Source organism: Priestia megaterium, assembly GCF_046599315.1.
In the GTDB taxonomy this organism is placed as follows: Bacteria; Bacillota; Bacilli; order Bacillales; family Bacillaceae_H; genus Priestia; species Priestia megaterium_F.
The window spans coordinates 420,272-442,474 of sequence record NZ_JBKIKC010000002.1 but is presented as its reverse complement, the minus strand read 5'-3'; the positions used below and the strand labels follow the sequence as shown (position 1 = coordinate 442,474).

The window sequence follows — 22,203 nt, the reverse complement described above, 5'->3', positions numbered from 1 at the left end:
GGAGGAAGTTATGAAAGAACCGTTCATTCATCCGCTTTATATTATTGAAAAACTGGAGACAGCCGGTTACGAAGCGTATTTTGTCGGAGGGGCGGTCCGCGATCTTATTTTAAATCGGACCATTGGCGATATTGATATCGCTACGTCAGCTAGGCCTGAACAAGTGATGGAACTCTTTCCTAGGACGATTCATGTAGGAATCGAGCATGGCACAGTTGTTGTTGTTCATGAGAATGAGACGTATGAGGTAACTACTTTTCGCTCTGAAGGGGAATATGATGATTTTCGTCGCCCATCTTCCGTTACGTTTATTTCGTCTTTAATGGAAGATTTGCAGCGCCGCGATTTTACAATCAATGCAATGGCTATGAACGCAAAAGGAGAAATCATCGACCCATTTAATGGACGAGAAGACTTACGAAATCAGTTGATTCGTACTGTTGGAAATGCAAAGGAACGATTTCATGAAGATGCTCTTCGCATGATGAGAGCTGTCCGCTTTGTAAGCCAGCTGGCGTTTTCGCTGTCTGATCAAACTAAAAGAGCTATTCAGCAATACGGTGAACTGCTGAGGCATGTCTCGATAGAACGAATTACAATTGAATTTGAAAAAATGCTGAGTGGAAAACGACCTTCTTTAGCATTAGCTCTTGTAGCGGATACGGAGCTGTATCGCTATTTGCCTCAATTAAATGTAGATCCGCAAAAATTTCGATCTGTTTGTGCACACGATTGGATGATGCTTCAGCGAGTGTCGGAGTCTTGGACGCTGCTGGTACATCTACTTGATATTCAAGACAAGCAGGCATTTTTTAAAAGCTGGAAATTATCTAATAAGCAAATTAAAGAGATTCAGCTTCAGTCCATTGGTCTTCGAGACGTTTTAGAAAATGGATGGTCAAAACGCATCATGTATACAATTGGGGAGCAGGCCAGCGTGAGCGTGAATCGTATTCTACAACTTCTTCGAAGCAATGAGTATATGAATGAACATGAACTTCTTTACATTTATAACGAGCTGCCTATTCATTCTTTAAAAGACTTAGATATGAATGGTCAAGACCTTTTAGTATGGACAGGTAAAAAGGGCGGACCGTGGGTGTCTCAACTGTTAAAAGAAATTGAGGAAAAAGTTCTGTACAATGAGTTAGTAAATACGAAATCTTCAATAAGAAAGTGGGTGCAGTCTTGCAGTCAGATATAAGAAGAACGCTGCTTGAAATGTTTACGAACGCGGATGGAGGCTACGTGTCTGGTCAAAAGATCAGCGATTTATTAGGCTGTTCAAGAACAGCTGTATGGAAGCATATCGAAGAGCTTCGAAAAGACGGATACGAACTTGAAGCTGTTCGTAAAAAAGGCTATCGGATTGTTGGAAAGCCGAACAAAGTAAGCAGCAATGAGCTTTTATTAGGGCTTCAAACAACAAACATCGGTCAGTATATTCATTATGAGGAAAGCGTGCATTCTACTCAAAAAATTGCTCATCGAATGGCTCAAGAAGGAGCTAAAGAAGGAACGGTCGTAGTTGCTGAAGAGCAAACGGCAGGGAGAGGAAGACTTGATAGAGCATGGTATTCCCCAAAATATACTGGCGCATGGATGAGTATTATACTGCGTCCTTCTATTCCTCCGCAGCAGGCTCCTCAGCTAACTTTACTATCAGCAGTGGCTGTCGTACAGGCGATTCAAGAAGTGACGAACCTTTCTCCAGACATTAAATGGCCTAATGATGTTTTATTAAATGGAAAGAAGTTAGTTGGGATTTTAACAGAAATGCAGGCGGACTTTGACCGCATTCATTCGGTTATTATTGGAATCGGCATCAATGTGAATCAGCAGGAAATGGATTTTAATGAACAAATAAAACAAATTGCCACATCCTTACGTATTGAAAAAGGTGAAGAAATTAATCGTGCCGCTTTGATGCAAGCGTTTTTCTTAAAGTTAGAAACCCTTTATGAAGAATACTTAAAAAATGGGTTTGGTTTAATTAAAGTTCTGTGGGAAACGTATGCGATTAGCATTGGCAAGCGAATTATAGCACGCACTATGACGGCTAACATTGAAGGTTTTGCAAAAGGCATAACAGATGAAGGTGTTTTATTGATTGAAGATGATGAAGGGGTTATACATCGCATTCATTCTGCAGATATTGAGCTCTCTGCTAAAAAATAGTAGAAAAGTAAAGCAACTTTTATTATAATACGAGTATCAAGGTAGTATCGCAAGAACTTCACTTGATACTCGTTTGTTTATTTTTAATACGACAATAAATCTGCCTTGATCCATTAAGGACTAGGACAGAGGGATGACGCGTAGGTAAGCACATTAGGGAAAGTGTGCTTTTTATAGATGAAGTCTGTCAAAGTCCTTCTTCCTTTTATAGGTAGAAGGACTTTTTGCGTGCAGACGTGCGCTCATCTCCTCTGAGAAGGAGGAGAAAGTTAGTGAAAACAAAATTAGATTTTTTACGTATGAAACAGAACAATGAACCAATTGTGATGCTGACAGCGTACGATTATCCGTCGGCTAAGTACGCTGAAGAAGCAGGCGTAGACATGATTTTAGTAGGTGATTCTCTAGGGATGGTCGTTTTAGGATATGATTCTACGATTCCTGTAACAGTAGATGATATGATTCATCATACAAAAGCGGTCAAAAGAGGGGCTGCTGATACATTTATCGTTACTGACATGCCATTTATGTCCTATCATGTATCGAAAGAAGACACGATGAAAAATGCTGCTCGTATTATGCAGGAAAGCGGAGCACATGCCTTAAAAGTAGAAGGTGCAAATGATGTGCTTTATACAATTTCAGAATTGACGCAAGCTGGTATTCCGGTTGTTGCACATCTCGGCTTAACGCCTCAGTCTGTCGGTGTATTGGGTGGTTATAAAGTGCAGGGAAGAGAAGCAAAAGAAGCCAAACAGCTAATCCAAGATGCCATTAAGTGTGAGCAGGCGGGAGCTATTGCTGTTGTATTAGAATGTGTTCCTAAACAAGTAGCAAAACAAGTAGCTGAACGTTTAAGCATTCCGACAATCGGAATTGGAGCAGGAGCTGACACGGATGGTCAAGTGCTTGTGTACCACGATGTATTAACGTACGGCGTAGAGCGTGTGCCAAAATTTGTTCAGTCATTTGCGAAAATAAATGAGCCTATTTTACAGGGGCTTTCTCAGTATGTAAGTGAAGTGAAAAAAAGAGAGTTCCCGAAAGAAGCACATACTTTTTCAATGAAAGAAGAGCAGTTAACGGCACTGTACGGAGGGAAATAAGATGAAAGTCATTACAACAATTAAAGACATGCAGCAGGAAATGAAAAAAGAAAAACAGCTTGGACGCTCAATTGGATTTGTCCCGACGATGGGCTATTTACATGAAGGTCATGCTACTCTGCTTCAAGCAGCCCGCACAGAAAATGAAGTGGTGGCGCTAAGTATTTTTGTGAACCCCACTCAATTTGGTCCAAATGAAGATTTTGATACGTATCCAAGAGATTTTGAACGAGATGAGCGGGTGGCAAAAGAAGCTAATGTCGACTATTTATTTTATCCATCGGTAGAGGAAATGTATAAGTCAAGCCGTTCAGTTGCCATAACAGTGACAGATCGAGTAGACGTACTGTGTGGACAGAAGCGACCCGGTCATTTTGACGGCGTAGCCACTGTACTAACAAAGCTTTTTCACATTGTAACACCGGATCGTGCATACTTTGGTAAAAAAGATGCACAGCAAGTGGCTGTAGTAGATGGCTTAATTGAAGACTTTAATTTTCCAGTAGAGCTTAGAGCAGTAGATACGGTGCGAGAAGCAGATGGATTAGCTAAAAGTTCTCGTAACGTGTATTTAACAGATAAAGAAAGAAAAGAGGCGCCTGTTTTATTTGAAAGTTTACAAAGCGCTCTACAGCTTCTTGAAAGCGGAGAGAAGCATGTAGAAATCATTAAACAGACCATTCGAAAGGAAATTGAGCAACATACAAGCGGTAAAGTGGATTATATCGATGTTTATACGTATCCAGAGTTAAAAACGATTAAGCAAGCCGCCGGAAAAATTATTATTGCTCTAGCTGTTCAATTTTCTAAAGCTCGTTTAATTGATAATGTAATTGTAGATGTACAGGGGGATAACTAAATGTTTCGCACGATGATGAATGCTAAAATACACAGAGCTCATGTAACCGAAGCTAACTTAAATTACGTTGGCAGCATCACAATTGATGAAGATATCATCGACGCAGTAGGAATTACGGCAAACGAAAAAGTGCAAATTGTAAATAATAATAACGGAGCTCGCTTGGAGACGTATGTTATTCCGGGTGAACGTGGTAGTGGAGTCGTTTGTTTAAATGGAGCTGCTGCAAGACTCGTACAGCCTGGAGATATCGTTATCATTATTTCTTATGCGCTCGTAGCAAATGAAGAAGTAGCTCATCATCATCCAACCGTAGCGATTATGAATGAGCAGAATAAGATCCAACAATTGCTTAAACAAGAACCAGCTGGTACAATTCTATAAGAACAGTCCCCCTTTATGAGGGGGATTTTTATTTGAATACATATGCTAGTAAGTGAACGGTATAAACCTCTATACACACTAAAGTAAAACTTCTATGTATGAAGGCCTCTCTGTTTTTTACGAGAAGGAGTTGCGCTTTTAAAGCATATAGAGCTGGCTTTCACTTTATACTATAAAAAGACAGACTTGCGAGGTGTTGACCGTGAATAAACGCTTTGTTGTGGTAGATCTTGAAACGACGGGACATTCTCCAAAACAAGGAGATAAAATGATTCAATTTGCTGCTGTCGTAGTAGAGGACGGCCAAATTGTTGAACGTTTTTCTAGTTTCTTAAATCCCGGTATGGATATTCCGCCTTTTATTACACAACTAACTAACATTCAAAATCATATGGTGACAGATGCGCCTTTATTTGAAGAAATTTCACCTGAAATTATAGAATTGCTAGATGATGCTTATTTTGTTGCACATAATGTGGCATTTGATTTAACTTTTTTACAAGAAGAACTCTATCAGTGTGGGATGGAGACGCTTTATAATTCAACGGTAGACACCGTCGAACTTGCCCGGATTCTGCTACCTACAGTTGATGGGTATAAACTTAGCCAATTAGCTGAGTATTTACATATTGAACATGAAAACCCTCATCAAGCAGATAGTGATGCAGAAGTAACAGCTCGTATTTTACTTTTGCTAATTGAAAAATTAAAGAAGCTCCCTTTAACAACCTTAAAGCAGCTGTACGCGCTAAGCCTGCACTTTAAAAGTGAAATTGGAGAACTGATTCAACAAGTTATAGATGATAAAAGCTATGCGGAGGATGATTCATATGAATTTATACATGGCATTGCATTAAAAAAATATCAGCCGTACTCAGCTAATGAAAGGCAGCACTCTCATACTTACGAAACATTTGGAACTGAAAAGCAAAAGCTGTTTCATCAAGCGTTGCCCTTTTTTGAAGAACGAAAAGGACAGTGGGATATGATGAACTTTGTACAAGAATGCTTTATGGGTAATGAGCATGCCTTAATTGAAGCCGGAACCGGTATTGGTAAAACCTACGCTTATCTAGTGCCTGCCGTGTTCTATGCTGCTGCTCATCATCACCCAGTCATTATTTCAACTAATACGGTAACGCTTCAGCAGCAAATCATCGAAAAAGATGTGCCTATTCTTGAAAAAATTGTTCCGTTTCCTGTTACAGCAGCCGTTTTAAAAGGAAGAGAACACTACATTAGTATAAGAAAATTTATTCAGCTTTTAAAAGAGCGCAATAATAATTACGATGCCATCCTTACAAAAGCGAAGCTGCTTATTTGGCTAACGGAAACCGAAACGGGCGACAGCGATGAAATAAATTTACCTTCTGGCGGAAAACTTTTTTGGGAACAGCTAAATGAAAGCAATCCGTCTCCAAGTGACTTTAAGCATCCTTGGAAACTTTATTCTTTTTATGAACGAGCCCAGAACAGAGCACAAAATGCTCATATAGTGGTGACGAATCACCGCTTGCTGTTGATGGACGTGATGAGTAACCATGAGCTGCTACCTGATTATGATCAGATTATTATTGACGAAGCTCATCACTTAGAAGACGTTGCTGGAGAAGAACTGGGAGAGCGTTTGGATTATTTTTCCGTTCATGCGCTATTAAATCGAATCGGAACGATTCAAGATAAAGGTCTGTTAAAAAAAGTTCACCATACGCTTGTAAAGTATGGCATCGAGCTTAACACTAAGCTTCTTCAAAAGCTGTTTATGCAGCTTCATTCTGAGTGCGATGACTTATTTCGTTTAATTCATTCTTTTGTCCATAAAAGAACGGGAAATCAGCAGGGCGAGATTGGAAGAAGTAGCTATCGATATAAAGTGGAAAAAGAGCACGGGCACTACTGGACCGCCATTCAAGAAGCAGCATCGCGCATTCGTTTTTTAATTCATGATCTTCTTACATGGAATGATGAGGCACGACATTTCTTTGACGAACTATATGACAAAGTCACAAAAAACGAACAGTCATCTCTTCATGAATTTCAAGCGGCCGTTAAAGGGTTTGAGCACATATCTCAGCAAATAGAAAAGCTTCTGTTCAAACAGCAGCGTAATCATGTAACGTGGTTTGAAATTGAACCAAAAGGAGCAGCAAATGCTACGTATATCTATAGTCAGCCTACTTCCATTGCCGAAACGCTTGCTGATGAATTTTTTGCCAAGAAACAAAGCGTTATTTTAACATCGGCTACATTGACGGTGAATGGAACATTTGACTATCTAATTCAAGAGTTAGGATTATATGATTTTCAGCCTGCTCAACTCATTCTCCCTTCTGAGTTTGATTATGAGAAGCAAGCTAGAGTCTACATTCCTCAAGATATGCCCGCTGTTAACGAAGTATCGTTATATGAGTATAGCGCTATGATGGCAGAAAGTATTCTTGACGTAGCCAAAGTAACAAATGGTCGTATGCTGGCCCTTTTTACTTCATATGACATGTTGAAAGCTACATATGGTTATTTAAAAGAATTAAACGATCTTGAAGAATTTGTACTGCTAGGTCAAGGAGTCACAACTAGAAATCGTAATAGACTGTTAAAAGACTTTAGTCAGTTTGAGCATTCTATTCTTTTAGGTACAAACAGCCTGTGGGAAGGAATTGATCTACCAGGAGATTTATTATCGTGTCTCGTAATTGTCAGGCTCCCTTTTTCATCTCCAAATCAACCTCTGTTGACAGCTAAATTTGAGCAAATGAAAACAGAAGGGAAAAGTCCTTTTATGAACTATTCACTTCCTCAGGCAGTTATCCGTTTTAAACAAGGATTTGGACGGTTGATCCGTTCAAAAAGTGACCGAGGAGCTGTATTTGTTTTTGATAATCGTATTACGCGAACAGCGTATGGATACCATTTCCTCCACTCACTTCCAAAAGTACAGGTTGTTCAAAAAACGTTTTCGAATATCTTACTGGACTACAAAGAATGGTGGAATGAAAAGACTTGAGCATACGCTTAAGTCTTTTTTGTGCATACTGTCTCTTCACTTGAGAGACGATAGTAGTATACTATGATACGTAAATGAGGGCAGTGTATGATTAAAATATGGATAAGTGCGGTACTATTTTTTAGTTTTATGACCTGTTCGGTTTCAGCAGCCGTCATTAAAAACGTAGATTTTGGTTTGCAAGCTGATGAAGTAGTTATTACCTTTTTGCCTCTTTCAGATGGAGAAGCTAGTCTGATTCAAGACGGAAGCGGTGAGACAATTTTAGTGAATACCGGGAATGCATCTTCCTATTCCGAGCTAAAGAAATGGCTGAAGCGATATAAAGTAAAAAAAATAAATCAATTAATGATTACGAAAAAGCAAAAGTACTATGACTGTAATGTTCAACGGCTGGTGAATGATTATGATATAGAGCGTATTAGTGTCCCGGATCAGTACCAGGCGGGATTTCAAGCAGAGCAGTGGAAAGAAAATGATTTATTTCAGTTAACAGATAATATACACGTTGATGTGTTGCATACATCGAAGCAAAAAACAGCAGATATGGATCTATTATTTACGATCGGAGAACATCGAATTTTATATGCAATGAGCAGCTCAGATGAAGTAGAAGAAAAGTTTTTACGGATTCCTCTTACACATGTAGATGTATTGAAAATTCCTAATTTTGGAGAGGGAGCATTTTTTTCGAATACATTTTTGAAGCAATTAGACACACAGATTGCCGTTGCATTTACTAAGCCAGGCCGTTCCTATTCCCCTCGACTACTTTCAAATTTAACATCTGAATGGATTGAATTATATGACGTAAAAGAAGGCAGCGCTTATTCTATTAAAATGTCAGTAAAATCCTATGATGTGATGAAATTTTCTGCAAAATAAGCAAATTTTCTTTTGCAAAAAGAGGTGAATTCCTTATAATATTATATATGTTTACTTATTTATTCGGTTTTTACGCAAAACGTACAAGCTGGATTTATTAGTGAAAAAGATGACGATGGTTTTCGATACCTGTTATAATACGAGTATCGTCATTTTTACGTCAGGATAGACGAGCTAGGAGGTTTACAATGGAAAGTAGGATTGAAGTATTATCAACTGTCCGCGTGGAAAATTCCTCGGATTTATATAAAATTGTTGATAGTTTGAATCGCACGTTAAAAAAGCAGGATTTGATGTTCGGATTGGCGTTAGATGAAGAAGATCAAAACAAAGCTGTATTCACAATTTATCGTACATAAGTAGGGATTTTATGAAAAAGTTAATTATTGTAGCGGTAGCTATTGTGCTTTTAATTATCGGGGGCATTTCTTTTGGTATTTATCATTCATCTGTGAAAGATGTTCAGTCCGCTGAGGAAAAAGCAGCAGCACAAGCAAAAAAAGAATTTAATTTGAAATCTGTCGCAAGTACCCAGCCATATTTCGGCAATCATGCATTTTATGTAGTAGAAGGAACAAATCGAAGCAATCAAAAGGTAATTGCTTGGATGCCTAAAAGTAAAAAACAAACAGCTGTTTTAAAGAAAGCAAGCAGTGGGATCACAAAAGAGAAAGCCATTTCTATTGTCAAAAATGATAAAAACCCGCAGGAAATTAAGTCGGTTCGTCTAGGCATTGAAAATAAAAAGCCGCTGTGGGAAGTAACGTATGTGGATAAAGATAAGAAACATTTAACATACTATTATCTTGATTTCTCAAACGGTGAATTTATAAAACGGTACAGCTTATCTCAATCATAAATCGTTTATACCATATGAAATACCATATGTGTCATAATATAAGATTTCAGCGCTTTATGAAAATGAAGCCAATTTTTTATCTATAATCAGCCCGCGGGCTGATTATAGCTTTAGTTCATAGGGGGAGATTTTAGTGAAGTTAGCAAAACGTGTATCAGCATTAACGCCATCATCAACATTAGCGATTACAGCGAAAGCGAAAGAATTGAAAGCGGCTGGTCATGATGTGATTGGACTTGGAGCAGGAGAACCTGATTTTAATACGCCGCAGCACATTTTAGAAGCGGCTGTCACAGCAATGAATGATGGTCAGACAAAATATACGCCAGCAGGCGGCCTTGCACCATTAAAAGAAGCGGTAATTGAAAAATTCAAACGCGACCAAGGCCTGACGTATTCACCTTCTGAAATTATTGTTTGTACAGGTGCTAAGCACGCACTGTATACGTTATTTCAAGTTCTATTAGACGAAGGTGACGAAGTAATTATCCCAACTCCTTACTGGGTAAGTTATCCTGAGCAAGTAAAGTTAGCAGAAGGTACACCAGTATTCGTTGAAGGTTCTGAAAATAACGAATTTAAAATCACACCTGAACAATTAGAAGCGGCTATTACTGCTAAAACCAAAGCTGTTATTATCAATTCACCAAGCAACCCAACAGGTATGATTTACACGAGAGAAGAGCTTCAAGCTTTAGGAGAAGTTTGCTTGAAGCATAATATTTTTATCGTATCAGATGAAATTTACGAAAAGCTTGTTTATGGTCAAAATGAACATGTATCGATTGCACAGCTTTCACCAGCGTTAAAAGAAAAAACAATTATCATCAACGGTGTTTCTAAGTCACATTCCATGACGGGCTGGCGCATTGGATATGCTGCTGGTGATGCGACAATTATTAAAGCGATGACAAACTTGGCGAGTCACAGCACGTCAAATCCAACATCCATTGCTCAATATGCAACAATTGCTGCTTATAATGGCACTCAGGAGCCGGTGGAAATGATGCGACAAGCTTTTGAAGAGCGTCTAAACGTGATTCATGAAAAGCTGATTAACATTCCAGGGTTCTCATGCTTAAAGCCACAAGGTGCTTTCTATTTGTTCCCTAATGCGATAGAAGCTGCAAAGTTAACTGGTTTTGATACAGTTGATGCTTGGGTAGAAGCTATTTTAGAAGAAGAGAAGGTAGCACTAGTACCTGGATCAGGATTTGGTTCACCTGAAAATGTACGTCTTTCTTATGCTACATCATTAGATCTACTAGAAAAGGCATTGGAACGCATTCATTCATTTATGACTCGTCATATGAAATAAAAAGGAATCTACGTAGAAACAAAAGAGCTCTTTAGCGCAAATTACATGTGTTAAAAGGCTCTTTTTGTTTGTTACTTGTTATTATGTTTGTCGAAATGTATAATAGGATGGCATACATAATTACGAAATGTAAGTTTTTTGGAGGGATATTAATCGTGAAAATTACGATTTCAGAAGCAAGCAAGCATGTAGGAAAAGAAGTAACAATTGGTGCTTGGTTAGCGAATAAACGTTCAAGTGGTAAAATTGCTTTTTTACAGCTGCGCGATGGATCAGGATTTATGCAAGGGGTAGTTGTAAAGGCTGAAGTAGAAGAAGAAACTTTTAAATTAGCTAAATCTATCACGCAAGAATCATCACTATATGTAACAGGTGTGGTACGTGAAGATGAGCGTTCACCGTTTGGCTATGAGTTAACAGTTACAAGCCTTGAAGTTATTCATGAAGCTGTTGATTATCCAATTACGCCAAAAGAACATGGAACAGAGTTCTTAATGGACAACCGTCATTTATGGCTGCGTTCTAAACGTCAACATGCTGTTATGAAGGTTCGTAACGAAATTATTCGCGCAACGTACGAATTCTTCAACGAAAACGGGTTTACAAAAGTAGATCCTCCAATCTTAACTGGAAGTGCTCCAGAAGGAACAACAGAATTATTCCACACGAAATATTTTGACGAAGATGCCTACCTTTCTCAAAGTGGACAGCTTTATATGGAAGCAGCAGCAATGGCACTTGGAAAGGTATTTTCATTCGGTCCGACATTCCGCGCTGAAAAATCTAAAACACGCCGCCATTTAATTGAGTTTTGGATGATTGAACCAGAGATGGCTTTCTACCAATTCGAAGATAATTTGAAAGTACAGGAAGAGTACGTGTCTCATATCGTACAGTCTGTTTTAGCAAACTGTAAGTTAGAGTTAAATGTACTAGGCCGTGATACATCTAAATTAGAACAAATTAAAGCGCCATTCCCTCGTATTTCATACGATGAGGCTCTTAAGTTCTTACATGAAAAAGGATTTACAGACATTCAGTGGGGAGATGACTTTGGAGCACCGCATGAAACAGCTATCGCAGAAAGCTATGACAAGCCGGTATTCATTACACACTATCCAACGTCATTAAAACCGTTTTATATGCAGCCCGATCCAACAAATGGAGACGTAGTATTATGTGCAGACTTAATCGCCCCAGAAGGTTACGGAGAAATCATTGGAGGCTCTGAACGTATTCATGATCAAGAGCTTTTAGCTCAGCGTGTAGAAGAGCACAAATTAGATACAGAAACGTACAAGTGGTATTTAGAGCTTCGTAAGTATGGCTCAGTTCCACATTCAGGATTTGGTTTAGGTCTTGAGCGTACAGTAGCATGGATTAGCGGCGTAGAACACGTTCGTGAAACCATTCCATTCCCACGCTTATTAAACCGTTTATACCCGTAAGGAAGTGAAAAAAGTATTCTGACTCCTGTAGTCAGGATACTTTTTTTAGCTTTTTTGATGAATCATACAAAGAAAAGAAAAACGAGGCTTTTACTTATATCAGAAGGAAACAAAGGTAAATATAGAAGAGACTCTAACTTAAAAGGGAGTTGCAAATCTCGAAAAAATAAGTTAGTGTAATATTCTTGGAAGAAAGTCATCGTTCATATATGTTTTATATGTGCAGATCAACGGTGCGGTTTCAGCGGAAAGTTTTACATAGAAGCTTTTTTAGCTTCGAATAATTATTACTTTGACTATAAACTTCATGATATACTAACTACTGAGGTGTTCGGATATGAAAAAAGAAACGTTAATTGAATGGTTGGAACAAGGCACAGTTTCGATTCCGAAGCTGTTGTTTAATCACTATAGCGATTTGGGAATGAACGAAACGGAATTCATGACGTTAATGCATATTTATGTTTCCATTGAAGGCGGTGAGGGGTTCCCGACACCTAACGAATTGGCGGCAAAAATGAGTATTTCAAGTGCTGTCTGTATGGATACGCTGCGAGCATTAATTCAGCGCGGTTTTTTATCCATTGAGCAAGATCAACAGCAAAATGCCCTTATTTGTGAACGTTATTCATTAAAACCGCTGTGGGAAAAGCTTATTCATCATATGATGCAAGAAACAAGAGAAGTAGAAAAAAGCGAAGAAGAACAAGAAGAGCTTAATTTATATACAATGTTTGAAAAAGAGTTTGGCCGAGCGTTGTCTCCGTTTGAATGCGAGACGCTAGCGATGTGGATTGATCAAGATCATCATGATCCCATTATTATTAAAGCGGCACTAAGAGAGTCGGTGATGTCTGGAAAATTAAACTTCCGGTATATTGATCGTATTTTATTTGAATGGAAGAAAAATGGTATTCGGACAATTGATCAAGCCCGCAAGCATAGCCAAAAGTTTCGTCAAAATCAACAGCCTAAAAACCTACCGTCTGTTAATCCTTCACAGTCTACATCAGCCATTCCTTTTTTTAACTGGCTAGAGCAATGAAATGACAGGATAAAAAGCTGCTTCAGGATCCAAGTAATTGAATCTTGAAGCAGCTTTTTTTAAAAGAATATGGGCAAAAGTAGCATTTGACAGGAACCCTATTGTAAAATAGGAGGGAACTACCCGTAAGAAGAAGGAGAACTAGTATGTTAACGTTAAAACAAATCAGACAGTGTCTAGATGCTATGGCGGAAATGTTTCCTGACGCTCACTGTGAATTAAATCATCGAAATCCTTTTGATTTAGTTATTGCTGTAGCGCTATCTGCTCAGTGTACAGATGCTTTAGTCAACCGCGTAACAGCGGATCTATTTAAGAAATATCAAACGCCTGAAGACTATTTAGCCGTTTCGTTAGAAGAGCTGCAGCAAGATATTAGATCAATCGGCTTATATAGAAACAAAGCTAAAAATATTCAAAAGCTTTGCCGTATGCTAATTGATGAATACGGAGGAGAAGTTCCAAGAGATCGTGATGAGCTGACTAATCTCCCAGGAGTAGGGCGAAAGACGGCTAACGTTGTTGTATCTGTAGCTTTTGGAGTACCATCAATAGCAGTAGATACGCATGTAGAACGCGTAAGTAAACGCCTTGGGATTTGCAGGTGGAAAGATTCTGTTTTGGAAGTAGAAAAAACGCTGATGCGAAAGATTCCGAAAGATGAATGGTCGGTTACGCATCATCGCCTTATCTTTTTTGGCCGCTATCATTGTAAAGCACAGTCTCCTCAATGTCATGTCTGCCCGCTTCTTGACCTTTGTAGAGAAGGAAAGAAACGAATGAAAGGAAAAGAGAAGAAGACAGATGTTATCGATTGAAGTGCCATCACATTTTATATGCGAACCATTCTATTCAAAAGAAGATTGGATTCTTGAAGTAGATGCAAAGAATGGAAGGTCTTATTTTGCTTATGATATTTTATATGATGTACATAAGGAAACGAAAACACCTTGGAGGGATGTTCAAAAGGACATACGGCCATTTTTTGAGAAGTGGGAAACTCAAAAAGAAGAGCTGCATATGCTTTTTTCTCAGCGAAAAGCAAGAGAAGCAGCTCCTTATATGAAACAAGCTGTTGCTATGTACATTAGTTTATTGTTTTGGATTAATGGACAGCCCGTTCGACGGTTAAATCAACTGCAGGAAGATATAGCAGATTTAACCTATAAGCCTATTAACTGTGCTGAGAGGCTTATGTTTTTATTGCAGCGAGTTTCTTCTTATCAATCCTATATTCAGCTGACAGAATTATTTAATGAGTTGCGTAAGCAATATGTAAAAATGCTTATTTTTTATAAAAAATAAAGCCCCTACACGTGTAGGGGCTTTTTACTGCTACGTTAATTTTCAGTTGTTGGCTCTTGCTGCGGTGTAGCAGGCGTAGCAGGTGTTGAAGGCGTTGACGGCGTTGATGGTGTAGCAGGTGTTGAAGGCGTTTGACTTCCTGAGTCACTTCCACCGTTGTCTGCTGGAGGAGTTGTTGTGCCTCCGTTATTATTGTTGTTACCGCTATTACCATTGTTAACATTACCGCCATCATTATTGTTATTATCGGTATTTCCACTATTGTTTCCACCGTTATTGTTGCCATTATTGCTGTTTTGGTTATCATCCGGCTGCGTAGATGAATCGTCACCTTGATCAGAGCCGTTGTTTTGATCAGTATTGCTATTGTCTTCATTTTGATTATCGTTTGTTGTTCCATCATCTTCAGGCTTAGTAGAGTCATCCTCGGTAGCTTGATCTGATGAATCAGGTACCTTTACAGAAGAACTAGCGCTTTCGCCCGTATTTGTTGTTACGGTAAAGCTATACGTTGCGCCTGGTGCTGGGCTGGAAATTGTTTTTCCACCGGCTCCTGCGCCAGATGCGAGTTGTTCAGAACCGCTAGGAGATGACATTGTGACTGTAAAGGTCGTATCACTGGCTGCGTTTGACGCTGACCAGTTAACTGAAATTGCTCCTCCGCTATACGAAGCAGTAATTTTTGGCTTCACATCTTTACTGTCTTTTTTGTCCTCTTTTTTATCTTCTTTCTTTTCTTCTTTCTTTTCTTCTTTTTCTTTCTTCACAAATGTTTGAGATACTTTTGTCGGTGCAGTACCGCGTACAAAGTATTCTTTAGTAATTAAGCTCGAAGGAGTAGAGCCGCTTGGGCGTTTTAAGTCTTTGCCGGTTGGTTTTTCCACGGAACGTTCAACTACGCTGTCTGGCTGCTTGAAACTTCCTTTAGGTTTGCCTTCAGAAATATGAGTAATAACATGCTTAAAGATATTTTTTGCCATGCCAGTTTCATTAGCACTTAAAATATAGCCGTCTTTAGCAGTTTCATAGCCTGTCCATACGGAAATTGTATAGTTTGGCGTAAATCCATTAAACCAAACGTCTTTTTCACCAGCAGCAGGAATGTTGTATCGTTTTTTCTCATCAGCACTAAAGTTTGAAGTTCCTGTTTTACCTGCAATTTCTAATCCTGGTGTACGAACAGCACGAGCTGTACCATACGATTCGTTTACAACGGATTTCATCATATCCGTCATCATAAATGCCGTATAATCTTGCATTGCACGTTTTGATTTTGGCGTTAAATCAATTTCTGTTCCGTCAGGGAATTTTACTTTTGTAACTGTATGAGGCGCATTGTACACACCTTCATTTGCAAAAGCGCTGTAAGCTCCGGCCATTTGTAAAGGTGTAACACCTGTACGGAAGCCCCCGATAGAATAAGATTCAGAATAAGCTTCGCCGTCTTCCTCGTCTAATTTCAGCCCAAGGCCTGTGGCAAACTCTTTTGCTTTGTCCGCACCAGTTGCTTGGAACGCTTTTAAAGCAGGGATGTTCAGTGAGCGCCCTAGAGCTTCACGTGCTGAAACCCAGCCTTTATAGTTACGTCCAAAGTTTCGGATTGGCGTGCCGTTTGAATAATGATATTCTTCATCTTTTATCGGTTGTCCAGTGGACCACTTTAAGTTCTCAATCGCTGGACCGTAATCTAAAATCGGCTTAATTGTTGACCCGGGCTGACGTCTCATATTCGTTGCAAAGTTTAAGCCGCCAGATACACGATTACGTCCGCCTCCAATCGCTTGAATACCGCCTGTTTCATTATCTACAACGACAAGACCTGCTTGGAATTTATCGTTCGGGAAGTTAACGACTTTGTTATTCATCACATCATCAACATAGTCCTGAGCATCCGTGTCAAGCGTTGTATAAATTTCTAAGCCTGCAGAAAATGGATCTGCGTCTGTTTTCTTTTTTACTTCTTCGATTACTTGATCAATAAACACATCGTATTTAGATGTTGACTCGGTTTGTTTAGCTAAGTGAGCTTGTACATCTACTTGTTTTGCTTTGTCAGCCTCGGCTTGTGTAATAAAGCCGTTTTTAGCCATTAAGTTTAATACTGTGTTACGGCGTTTAGTAGCATTCTCTGGATTTGTAACTGGGTTATAAGTAGTTGGGGCTTTTGGTAAGCCTGCCAACATAGCAGCTTCATCAAGAGTTAAATCTTTTACGCTTTTAACCCCGTAGAATTTTTCGGCTGCTCGTTCAATACCGTATACTTCACCTGATGCGAAATATATTTTGTTTAAATACATTTCAAGAATTTGTTGCTTGGAATATTTACGCTCAAGTTGGTAAGCTAACCACATTTCTTGTACTTTACGTTTAACCGTCTTCTTTGGTGATAAGAATGAATTCTTTACCACTTGCTGAGTAATCGTACTACCGCCCTCAGCACCGAAGCCGTTTTTAAAATTCGCCATTAATGCTCCGCCAATACGGTAAAAGTCGACGCCGTGATGTTTATAAAAGCGAACGTCTTCCGTAGCGATAAATGCATTCTTGACGACTTGAGGAATTTCATCGTATTGCACATATGTACGTTTTTGAGCTCCAATTTCTTTTACAACTGTTTTTCCATCGTTTGCATATACTTTAGATGAAAAAGAGTTTTTTAATACCGAGTCATCAACTTTTGGAGCATCGCTTATCATAGCAAAAAAAGTTCCCACTCCGGCAATGAGCCCAATGATTCCTATCAGTAAAACTGCCGCAACAATTTTACGAAATAGGCCTCCTTTTTTCTTCTTTTTCGGTTTTCCTTGAGATTTACCTTCTGGTTTGTTGTCATTCATAGCTCTTCGTCGTTCTTCACGAGAGCGATAATTATCTGACATAAAAACTCCTACCTTTCAACGCATTGTAAGAGAATGATTTCCGTAAACATATATATCATACTCTTAAAAGTATAATTTATCTATAGTTTTTATGTAATCGATTCTCGGATGGTAACCAAGTTCGATGAAATGTCCTTTTTTTTCAATATCTGCCTTAGGGATTGATTTTCTTCCATCTTTTTTCATGGCATCCCAATAAGGAAAAAGGAACTGTGCTTCGAACAAGTATATTTCTTGTAAAGTAGAGAACATTAATATAACGAAACAAATCCCATTTTGTTTCACAATTTGTTTCATATGTTCAATTTGATGTTCATGAAAATTACGCAGCGGAAATGAGGTTTTATTTCTCGTTTCTTTTGCTTCAAAGTCAAGGTATTTACCTTTGTAGACTCCGTTATAGTCTGTAGTAGAAGCCTGTTTAAAATAAGCTTCTTTGATGACAGCGGCACTTCTCTTCGGATAGTCTACTTTTACAATTTGAACAGGGGTTGGTTTTTTGTGAACAATGGCTATTCCTTTTGAAACATAGTATTGGTTTGTTTCGTTTAAATCGTCCTCCAGCGTCATACCACGATTGCTATAGCTAGCTTCTAGCTTTTTAGGGGAAGGACTGCTGGTATTTAATGGCTTATAGGCCTTTCCGTTAGGATAGCGAATCATAACCATCACTCCTTTAGTGTAAATCTATTAAACAAACAAATTCTATTATACCAAATCCTACAAATAAAAATAGATGAAAGAAGATGAAGAGATGTCACTCAATAGTTCGGAACAAGCGCTGTTGACGGCGATAAAAAAAACAACAGACAAGCTGAATATTGATAATATATCAAGAACCCAAGCTTATGCAACTTTTTATCATAGATATCCTGAAGTAAAGTGGGCATTTCTCGCAAGTATGGTATCACGCAATGCAGGGTGGAATATGTGTGATTTGCAAGGAGAAAAAATGAAAAAAGCGTTATCAAAGCAAACGCGCGATTTATTATTTTTAACGTATGAAAGAGCAAATTGGCTTATTTTTAGAGATGTCTTTCCACAGTTATTATTGTATGCTGTGTCACGTAAAAAACATGTCTCTTACGTTCATTTACTACCCTATTTAAATGTTTCATCTTTTATCGAAGAGAAGTGGAAACAATTTATGCGAAAACCTTGTGAACTGCAGCTTATTCATGCGTTAATTGTGAATGAGCAACATGTTATTCAAAAGCCTGTTATTGAGCAGCCATTTTATCAAGATAGAGTGTTTAAAAGTATGCTGTTTTTTTTTCAAGATATATTTCACTTCAGTTCCGTCCTTTTTCCTACTACAAAAGGGGAGCTATACGGGTGTTCTGTTCATGATTTTACAAAAGTAAATAACCGCATTGATTTGGGGAAGAAATTAGCGGCCTTATTATTTCATGAAAAGTATTATCCTTTGTTTTATGAATTTTCTTTGAAAACAAAGCATACGGGTTCAAGATATGATTATGAGCAGTATTTTGTAAATGAAATCAGTTATCGTACACCTGCTCTGAGAAAGGTGTATCCAGCTATTAGACATCATGAAAAGAAGAGAGAAACGTGGTTTTTAACGAAAAAAGAGGCACAAAAGCTCATGAAAGAGCCACTTTTTCCAAAGAAGGTTCATTTTACAACCTGGTATCTTCAAAAGCAAAAGCAGCTATATATCTTAATGAAAGTAGCGCAAGTATTTAATGCAAATAAAAACGGTCACAAGTGACCGTTTTGTTCTTAAGTAGAAGGCTGGTTAGGACCGTTTAACTTTTTAGGATCACCGTAGGTTTTTGTTTCAGGCTTATTTTTAGGCTGTGATTTTTGCTGTTTACTGGCCATATCTAGGCACCTCCTATCATGTTGTAATGAACGTTCAGGAGCAGAATATATCTGCTTAACTGAAATGTCTATACTAGTGTTTTCAATATACTCTTTTTCGATTCACCATAAATGAAAATGTCGAAAACATCTTTCTTTGACGAATAGAAACTAGTTTTGTCATGTATGAAGGGACAATGAAGAAAAGGGAGAATACGTTATGCAAAGGAAAATTTGGAGGGATGGCGATGAAACAAAATATGGTTAAAACAAGCGAAATGATGACTTTATTAGATAGCTTACTAGAGCAAGTAGATTTAGTGGACAAAGCAATGTCTACATCTATAAATGAAACATTTACACATTGTGAAGAAACATATATGGAACAAGTTCATCGCATTGACCAATCACTGCAAGAAATCGAAGTAGCTGTATATGAAAGCATGCCTTCTGGAACAGAATGGAGTCGAAGTCGAAGTCGAAGAGAGATGGTTCTTCATACAGTATAAGGATTGTTTATGTTACAATAGTCATCGTAGAGGTGACGAATAACAATGATTGAAGATGTGAAAAAAAGTACGGAGAACATGTTTAAATATAATGAAGTAGCTGTAGAACGATTAGCGTCTATTCAACGGGAAGAAAATTATGAAGTGAAATTTTTTGAAGAAGTAAAGCCTTATGGAGATATTTTCTTCAAAGAACTTGATGAATGGGCTAGTCTTGTAACGGAATGGCTGAAGAAGGAGCGACCAAAATATATTCATGTTAATCAAGTAGAGACGTTAAAAGAAAATTTACAAAACGTTGTACTACAGTCATTTTATCCCGAGACGCGAGAAAAGCGATTTAAAAAGATGTATCACTCAAATAAGTATGTGCTCGAGTCGATATTGAATAATTAATCCCGGCCTTTCGTTGAGATCTACAAGGTGGGGATTTTCTATGTATGCCTAAAGAGGAAACTCTTTAGGCATTTTATCATTATCAATAAAAAAGTTAATCAAAATCTTTTTGAGACTGGATAGAAACAGCTGGGTGATCTTGTGAAGCGACTGTATCGATATGATAATCAACTTTTTCCGTGTGTTTAGAAGCAACGGTGTTATTTGTTTTTGTTACTGCACTTTGTCCTTGCTTTTTATGATCAAAATGTTTTCCACGACTCATGAGATAGACCTCCTTTATTGAATACTACGTTAAAGCTTTTATAGTATAAACAAGTCAAAAAAGAAGTATGTGTCCACTTTATAGGAAACAAAGAAACCACCGATTTCTCGGTGGTAGTAAAAAAATTAATCATCTTGTGCACTAAAATCGGGCTTAGTAGCTCCAATTTGTTCGAGTTCACGCACAGCGGCTTTGTAATTCATAGGAGTTAAAAAACCTTTTAAATACTGCTGCTGGGCAAAATCGAGTAATTCATTACTTGACTGCGGCTCATATTGTTTCACCGCAATAAAAGCTTCTTGAAGTTCGTTCACATACATGTAAATTCCCTCCTAATCCCCATTTGTGCCACTACGTATAGGTAGTATCACTTGTTCTTATCGTACCATATATTTAAATAATCTCGTTTTTTTGAAAAATTTAAACTTTCGACAGAAACTTACATATTTTTGAATGTGTTCTCCAAAAGTACAAGTAGACGAACGTCACCTCTTATTTCTGCATACATACTATATATTATGTAATATTAAAAAGGAGGTATTGATTTTGCATGTATACAAGTAAGCACTATCCGTATTATGAGCAACATCAGCCAGAACGTTTTGATTTAAGTCAGGTACATCCATTTCCACAGTATCATCAGCAGCCATGGACGGAAGCTTATATGCCGCAACATCCGTACGCTCAGCAACAAATGCCTTTTGGTCCTCAGCAAATTCCTTATATGAACGGAATGTACCAGCATCCAATGTACAATAATGCAGGTGCGCCTTTTAATCCATACCCTAAAGCTCAGCAACAAAAGCCCCAGCCTTCTCAATTTCAGTCATTAATGTCTCAGTTTAAATCGAGTGACGGCAATTATGATATGAACAAGATGATGAATACTGCTGGGCAGATGATGGGAGCCATGAATCAATTAACATCCTTAGTAAAAGGATTTTCCGGGATTTTCAAAGTATAAGGACTAGAAGTGGTTTCTAGTCCTTTCTTATTATTTTTTCTTTTGATTTTTCAAATAGGTTTCTCCAAGAAGTGCAAATACTTCATTGTAAGTTAATCCAGACTGAGCATTTAAACGTTTGACTTCTTCGATATCCGTTGTTGATGAAGATGGAGTTTGATGCTTGTTTGTTTTCATAAAACCTCTCCTTCTCTATATAAAATGAATAACACTCCATCTTAGTATATTTCCAACTGTGCCCCTTCTATAAGTGGAAAAAAACGCCGAAGATACTCATGGTTCTTCGGCGTTTTTTCGCAATAAAGGCGAGTATTTATAGAAATTAAGAGCGGCGAGAGCGGCGAGTTCCACGAGAAGAACGGCGAGTACTGCGGGAAGAGCGGCGAGTTCCACGTGAAGAGCGGCGAGTACCGCGGGAAGAGCGGCGAGTTCCACGAGAAGAACGGCGAGTACCGCGGGAAGAGCGGCGAGTTCCACGAGAAGAACGGCGAGTACCGCGGGAAGAGCGGCGAGTTCTACGAGAAGAACGGCGAGTACCGCGGGAAGAGCGGCGAGTTCCACGAGAAGAACGGCGAGTACCGCGGGAAGAGCGGCGAGTTCTACGAGAAGAACGGCGAGTACCGCGGGAAGAACGGCGAGTTCTACGAGAAGAACGGCGAGTACCGCGGGAAGAGCGGCGAGTTCCACGAGAAGAACGGCGAGTACCGCGGGAAGAGCGGCGAGTACCGCGGGAAGAGCGGTGGGTTCCACGAGAAGAACGGCGACGTCTTGTCAGAGGGCCGGCAGTCGGCTCTTGAAACATAAAAGATTTTAATTCTGTACACTCTAGGGCTTCTGCGGCCTCTTTAATTTTTTGAGCTGTAATATGCAATTAAAAAACCTCCTATATATTGGACTAGGTATTGTCTTAATAGGATACGCTGTAGTACTGATTTTTGATATAAGGCAAAAGTGGAATTTGCATAAATAGTTGAT

General features: G+C 38.6%; 24 protein-coding genes and 1 pseudogene. 19 read left to right on the top strand and 6 right to left on the bottom strand.

From position 1 onward, the window contains the following. Nucleotides 1-10: 10 nt before the first annotated feature. The 14 genes from ACLHDF_RS09600 to ACLHDF_RS09535 all read left to right on the top strand — a co-directional run bounded on the left by ACLHDF_RS09600 (nt 11) and on the right by ACLHDF_RS09535 (nt 14,391). Nucleotides 11-1,204, top strand: coding sequence for a CCA tRNA nucleotidyltransferase (locus ACLHDF_RS09600; RefSeq protein WP_413918637.1), 1,194 nt, complete (start codon nt 11-13; stop codon nt 1,202-1,204). Continuing rightward, nucleotides 1,189-2,178 carry a biotin--[acetyl-CoA-carboxylase] ligase gene (locus tag ACLHDF_RS09595; RefSeq protein WP_413918636.1) on the top strand — a complete coding sequence of 330 codons (990 nt, stop codon included), beginning with the start codon at nt 1,189-1,191 and terminating at the stop codon, nt 2,176-2,178. The genes ACLHDF_RS09600 and ACLHDF_RS09595 overlap by 16 nt, the downstream gene beginning before the upstream one ends. A 272-nt stretch (nt 2,179-2,450) precedes the next feature. Next, entirely contained in the window at nt 2,451-3,284 is an 834-nt protein-coding gene (gene panB / locus ACLHDF_RS09590; protein WP_413918635.1) for a 3-methyl-2-oxobutanoate hydroxymethyltransferase, read from the top strand. Nucleotide 3,285: 1 nt separating this feature from the next. Continuing rightward, nucleotides 3,286-4,143 (top strand): pantoate--beta-alanine ligase, encoded by an 858-nt coding sequence (panC, locus tag ACLHDF_RS09585; protein ID WP_413918634.1) that lies wholly within the window; start codon nt 3,286-3,288, stop codon nt 4,141-4,143. After that, nucleotides 4,144-4,527, top strand: coding sequence for an aspartate 1-decarboxylase (gene panD, locus ACLHDF_RS09580; RefSeq protein WP_413918633.1), 384 nt, complete (start codon nt 4,144-4,146; stop codon nt 4,525-4,527). Between the two features lie 202 nt (nt 4,528-4,729). Next, a complete protein-coding gene (gene dinG / locus ACLHDF_RS09575) occupies nt 4,730-7,531 on the top strand; it encodes an ATP-dependent DNA helicase DinG (protein WP_413918632.1) in 2,802 nt (933 codons plus the stop codon). 87 nt (nt 7,532-7,618) lie between these two features. Continuing rightward, nucleotides 7,619-8,416 carry a hydrolase gene (locus ACLHDF_RS09570; RefSeq protein ID WP_413918631.1) on the top strand — a complete coding sequence of 266 codons (798 nt, stop codon included), beginning with the start codon at nt 7,619-7,621 and terminating at the stop codon, nt 8,414-8,416. 188 nt (nt 8,417-8,604) lie between these two features. Next, nucleotides 8,605-8,775 (top strand): YpmA family protein, encoded by a 171-nt coding sequence (locus tag ACLHDF_RS09565; protein ID WP_413918630.1) that lies wholly within the window; start codon nt 8,605-8,607, stop codon nt 8,773-8,775. 11 nt (nt 8,776-8,786) lie between these two features. Beyond that, entirely contained in the window at nt 8,787-9,275 is a 489-nt protein-coding gene (locus ACLHDF_RS09560) for a DUF5590 domain-containing protein (RefSeq protein WP_413918629.1), read from the top strand. A gap of 133 nt (nt 9,276-9,408) precedes the next feature. After that, the gene (locus ACLHDF_RS09555; protein ID WP_413918628.1) at nt 9,409-10,593 is read left to right on the top strand and encodes a pyridoxal phosphate-dependent aminotransferase; all 1,185 of its coding nucleotides are present in this window, start codon (nt 9,409-9,411) and stop codon (nt 10,591-10,593) included. 155 nt (nt 10,594-10,748) lie between these two features. Then, nucleotides 10,749-12,041: an asparagine--tRNA ligase gene (gene asnS, locus ACLHDF_RS09550; RefSeq protein WP_413918627.1), complete on the top strand. Its 1,293-nt coding sequence runs from the start codon at nt 10,749-10,751 to the stop codon at nt 12,039-12,041. 337 nt (nt 12,042-12,378) lie between these two features. Continuing rightward, nucleotides 12,379-13,086: a DnaD domain protein gene (locus ACLHDF_RS09545; protein ID WP_413918626.1), complete on the top strand. Its 708-nt coding sequence runs from the start codon at nt 12,379-12,381 to the stop codon at nt 13,084-13,086. Nucleotides 13,087-13,232: 146 nt separating this feature from the next. Next, a complete protein-coding gene (gene nth / locus ACLHDF_RS09540; RefSeq protein ID WP_014460966.1) occupies nt 13,233-13,904 on the top strand; it encodes an endonuclease III in 672 nt (223 codons plus the stop codon). Continuing rightward, complete coding sequence (locus tag ACLHDF_RS09535; RefSeq protein WP_413918625.1) at nt 13,891-14,391, top strand: YpoC family protein; 501 nt, start codon at nt 13,891-13,893, stop codon at nt 14,389-14,391. The genes nth and ACLHDF_RS09535 overlap by 14 nt, the downstream gene beginning before the upstream one ends. Before the next feature lie 35 nt (nt 14,392-14,426). On the opposite strand, the gene ACLHDF_RS09530 is transcribed toward ACLHDF_RS09535, so the two are convergent. Further along, the gene (locus ACLHDF_RS09530) at nt 14,427-17,270 is read right to left on the bottom strand and encodes a PBP1A family penicillin-binding protein (protein ID WP_413918624.1); all 2,844 of its coding nucleotides are present in this window, start codon (nt 17,268-17,270) and stop codon (nt 14,427-14,429) included. 63 nt (nt 17,271-17,333) lie between these two features. Beyond that, the gene (gene recU, locus ACLHDF_RS09525) at nt 17,334-17,933 is read right to left on the bottom strand and encodes a Holliday junction resolvase RecU (protein WP_413918623.1); all 600 of its coding nucleotides are present in this window, start codon (nt 17,931-17,933) and stop codon (nt 17,334-17,336) included. A 73-nt stretch (nt 17,934-18,006) separates the two neighbouring features. Between recU and ACLHDF_RS09520 the strand changes: the two genes are divergently transcribed. The 3 genes from ACLHDF_RS09520 to ACLHDF_RS09510 all read left to right on the top strand — a co-directional run bounded on the left by ACLHDF_RS09520 (nt 18,007) and on the right by ACLHDF_RS09510 (nt 19,999). After that, nucleotides 18,007-19,002, top strand: a complete 996-nt coding sequence (locus ACLHDF_RS09520; RefSeq protein WP_413918622.1) for a DUF2515 family protein — start codon at nt 18,007-18,009, stop codon at nt 19,000-19,002. A gap of 340 nt (nt 19,003-19,342) precedes the next feature. After that, entirely contained in the window at nt 19,343-19,603 is a 261-nt protein-coding gene (locus ACLHDF_RS09515; RefSeq protein ID WP_413918621.1) for a hypothetical protein, read from the top strand. Nucleotides 19,604-19,648: 45 nt separating this feature from the next. Next, the gene (locus ACLHDF_RS09510; protein ID WP_413918620.1) at nt 19,649-19,999 is read left to right on the top strand and encodes a YppE family protein; all 351 of its coding nucleotides are present in this window, start codon (nt 19,649-19,651) and stop codon (nt 19,997-19,999) included. Between the two features lie 94 nt (nt 20,000-20,093). Here ACLHDF_RS09510 and ACLHDF_RS09505 read toward each other — a convergent pair whose 3' ends face one another. Together ACLHDF_RS09505 and ACLHDF_RS09500 are read right to left on the bottom strand one after the other, a co-directional pair. Next, on the bottom strand, nt 20,094-20,264 hold the full coding sequence (locus tag ACLHDF_RS09505; RefSeq protein ID WP_413918619.1) for a hypothetical protein: 171 nt from the start codon (nt 20,262-20,264) through the stop codon (nt 20,094-20,096). 125 nt (nt 20,265-20,389) lie between these two features. Next, the gene (locus ACLHDF_RS09500) at nt 20,390-20,584 is read right to left on the bottom strand and encodes a YppF family protein (protein ID WP_013056115.1); all 195 of its coding nucleotides are present in this window, start codon (nt 20,582-20,584) and stop codon (nt 20,390-20,392) included. Between the two features lie 230 nt (nt 20,585-20,814). On the opposite strand from ACLHDF_RS09500, the gene ACLHDF_RS09495 reads away from it, so the two are divergent. Further along, complete coding sequence (locus tag ACLHDF_RS09495) at nt 20,815-21,228, top strand: YppG family protein (RefSeq protein WP_413918618.1); 414 nt, start codon at nt 20,815-20,817, stop codon at nt 21,226-21,228. A 30-nt stretch (nt 21,229-21,258) separates the two neighbouring features. Here the strand turns inward: ACLHDF_RS09495 and ACLHDF_RS09490 are convergent, their stop codons facing one another. Next, a complete protein-coding gene (locus ACLHDF_RS09490; RefSeq protein ID WP_413918617.1) occupies nt 21,259-21,405 on the bottom strand; it encodes a hypothetical protein in 147 nt (48 codons plus the stop codon). Nucleotides 21,406-21,621: 216 nt separating this feature from the next. On the opposite strand from ACLHDF_RS09490, the gene ACLHDF_RS09485 reads away from it, so the two are divergent. Further along, on the top strand, nt 21,622-22,032 hold the full coding sequence (locus tag ACLHDF_RS09485) for a hypothetical protein (RefSeq protein WP_413918919.1): 411 nt from the start codon (nt 21,622-21,624) through the stop codon (nt 22,030-22,032). A 19-nt stretch (nt 22,033-22,051) separates the two neighbouring features. Here the strand turns inward: ACLHDF_RS09485 and ACLHDF_RS09480 are convergent. After that, a pseudogene (locus ACLHDF_RS09480) lies at nt 22,052-22,099 on the bottom strand (hypothetical protein); the annotation flags it as partial. Between the last annotated feature and the right edge of the window lie 104 nt (nt 22,100-22,203).

Coding starts and splice junctions, on each gene's coding strand:
- ACLHDF_RS09600 (WP_413918637.1), top strand. CDS start 11: ATGAAAGAACCGTTCATTCATCCGCTTTATATTATTGAAAAACTGGAG.
- panC (WP_413918634.1), top strand. CDS start 3,286: ATGAAAGTCATTACAACAATTAAAGACATGCAGCAGGAAATGAAAAAA.
- panD (WP_413918633.1), top strand. CDS start 4,144: ATGTTTCGCACGATGATGAATGCTAAAATACACAGAGCTCATGTAACC.
- ACLHDF_RS09570 (WP_413918631.1), top strand. CDS start 7,619: ATGATTAAAATATGGATAAGTGCGGTACTATTTTTTAGTTTTATGACC.
- ACLHDF_RS09565 (WP_413918630.1), top strand. CDS start 8,605: ATGGAAAGTAGGATTGAAGTATTATCAACTGTCCGCGTGGAAAATTCC.
- ACLHDF_RS09560 (WP_413918629.1), top strand. CDS start 8,787: ATGAAAAAGTTAATTATTGTAGCGGTAGCTATTGTGCTTTTAATTATC.
- ACLHDF_RS09545 (WP_413918626.1), top strand. CDS start 12,379: ATGAAAAAAGAAACGTTAATTGAATGGTTGGAACAAGGCACAGTTTCG.
- nth (WP_014460966.1), top strand. CDS start 13,233: ATGTTAACGTTAAAACAAATCAGACAGTGTCTAGATGCTATGGCGGAA.
- ACLHDF_RS09535 (WP_413918625.1), top strand. CDS start 13,891: ATGTTATCGATTGAAGTGCCATCACATTTTATATGCGAACCATTCTAT.
- ACLHDF_RS09530 (WP_413918624.1), bottom strand. CDS start 17,270: ATGTCAGATAATTATCGCTCTCGTGAAGAACGACGAAGAGCTATGAAT.
- recU (WP_413918623.1), bottom strand. CDS start 17,933: ATGATTCGCTATCCTAACGGAAAGGCCTATAAGCCATTAAATACCAGC.
- ACLHDF_RS09520 (WP_413918622.1), top strand. CDS start 18,007: ATGAAAGAAGATGAAGAGATGTCACTCAATAGTTCGGAACAAGCGCTG.
- ACLHDF_RS09515 (WP_413918621.1), top strand. CDS start 19,343: ATGAAACAAAATATGGTTAAAACAAGCGAAATGATGACTTTATTAGAT.
- ACLHDF_RS09510 (WP_413918620.1), top strand. CDS start 19,649: ATGATTGAAGATGTGAAAAAAAGTACGGAGAACATGTTTAAATATAAT.
- ACLHDF_RS09505 (WP_413918619.1), bottom strand. CDS start 20,264: ATGAGTCGTGGAAAACATTTTGATCATAAAAAGCAAGGACAAAGTGCA.
- ACLHDF_RS09500 (WP_013056115.1), bottom strand. CDS start 20,584: ATGTATGTGAACGAACTTCAAGAAGCTTTTATTGCGGTGAAACAATAT.
- ACLHDF_RS09495 (WP_413918618.1), top strand. CDS start 20,815: ATGTATACAAGTAAGCACTATCCGTATTATGAGCAACATCAGCCAGAA.
- ACLHDF_RS09490 (WP_413918617.1), bottom strand. CDS start 21,405: ATGAAAACAAACAAGCATCAAACTCCATCTTCATCAACAACGGATATC.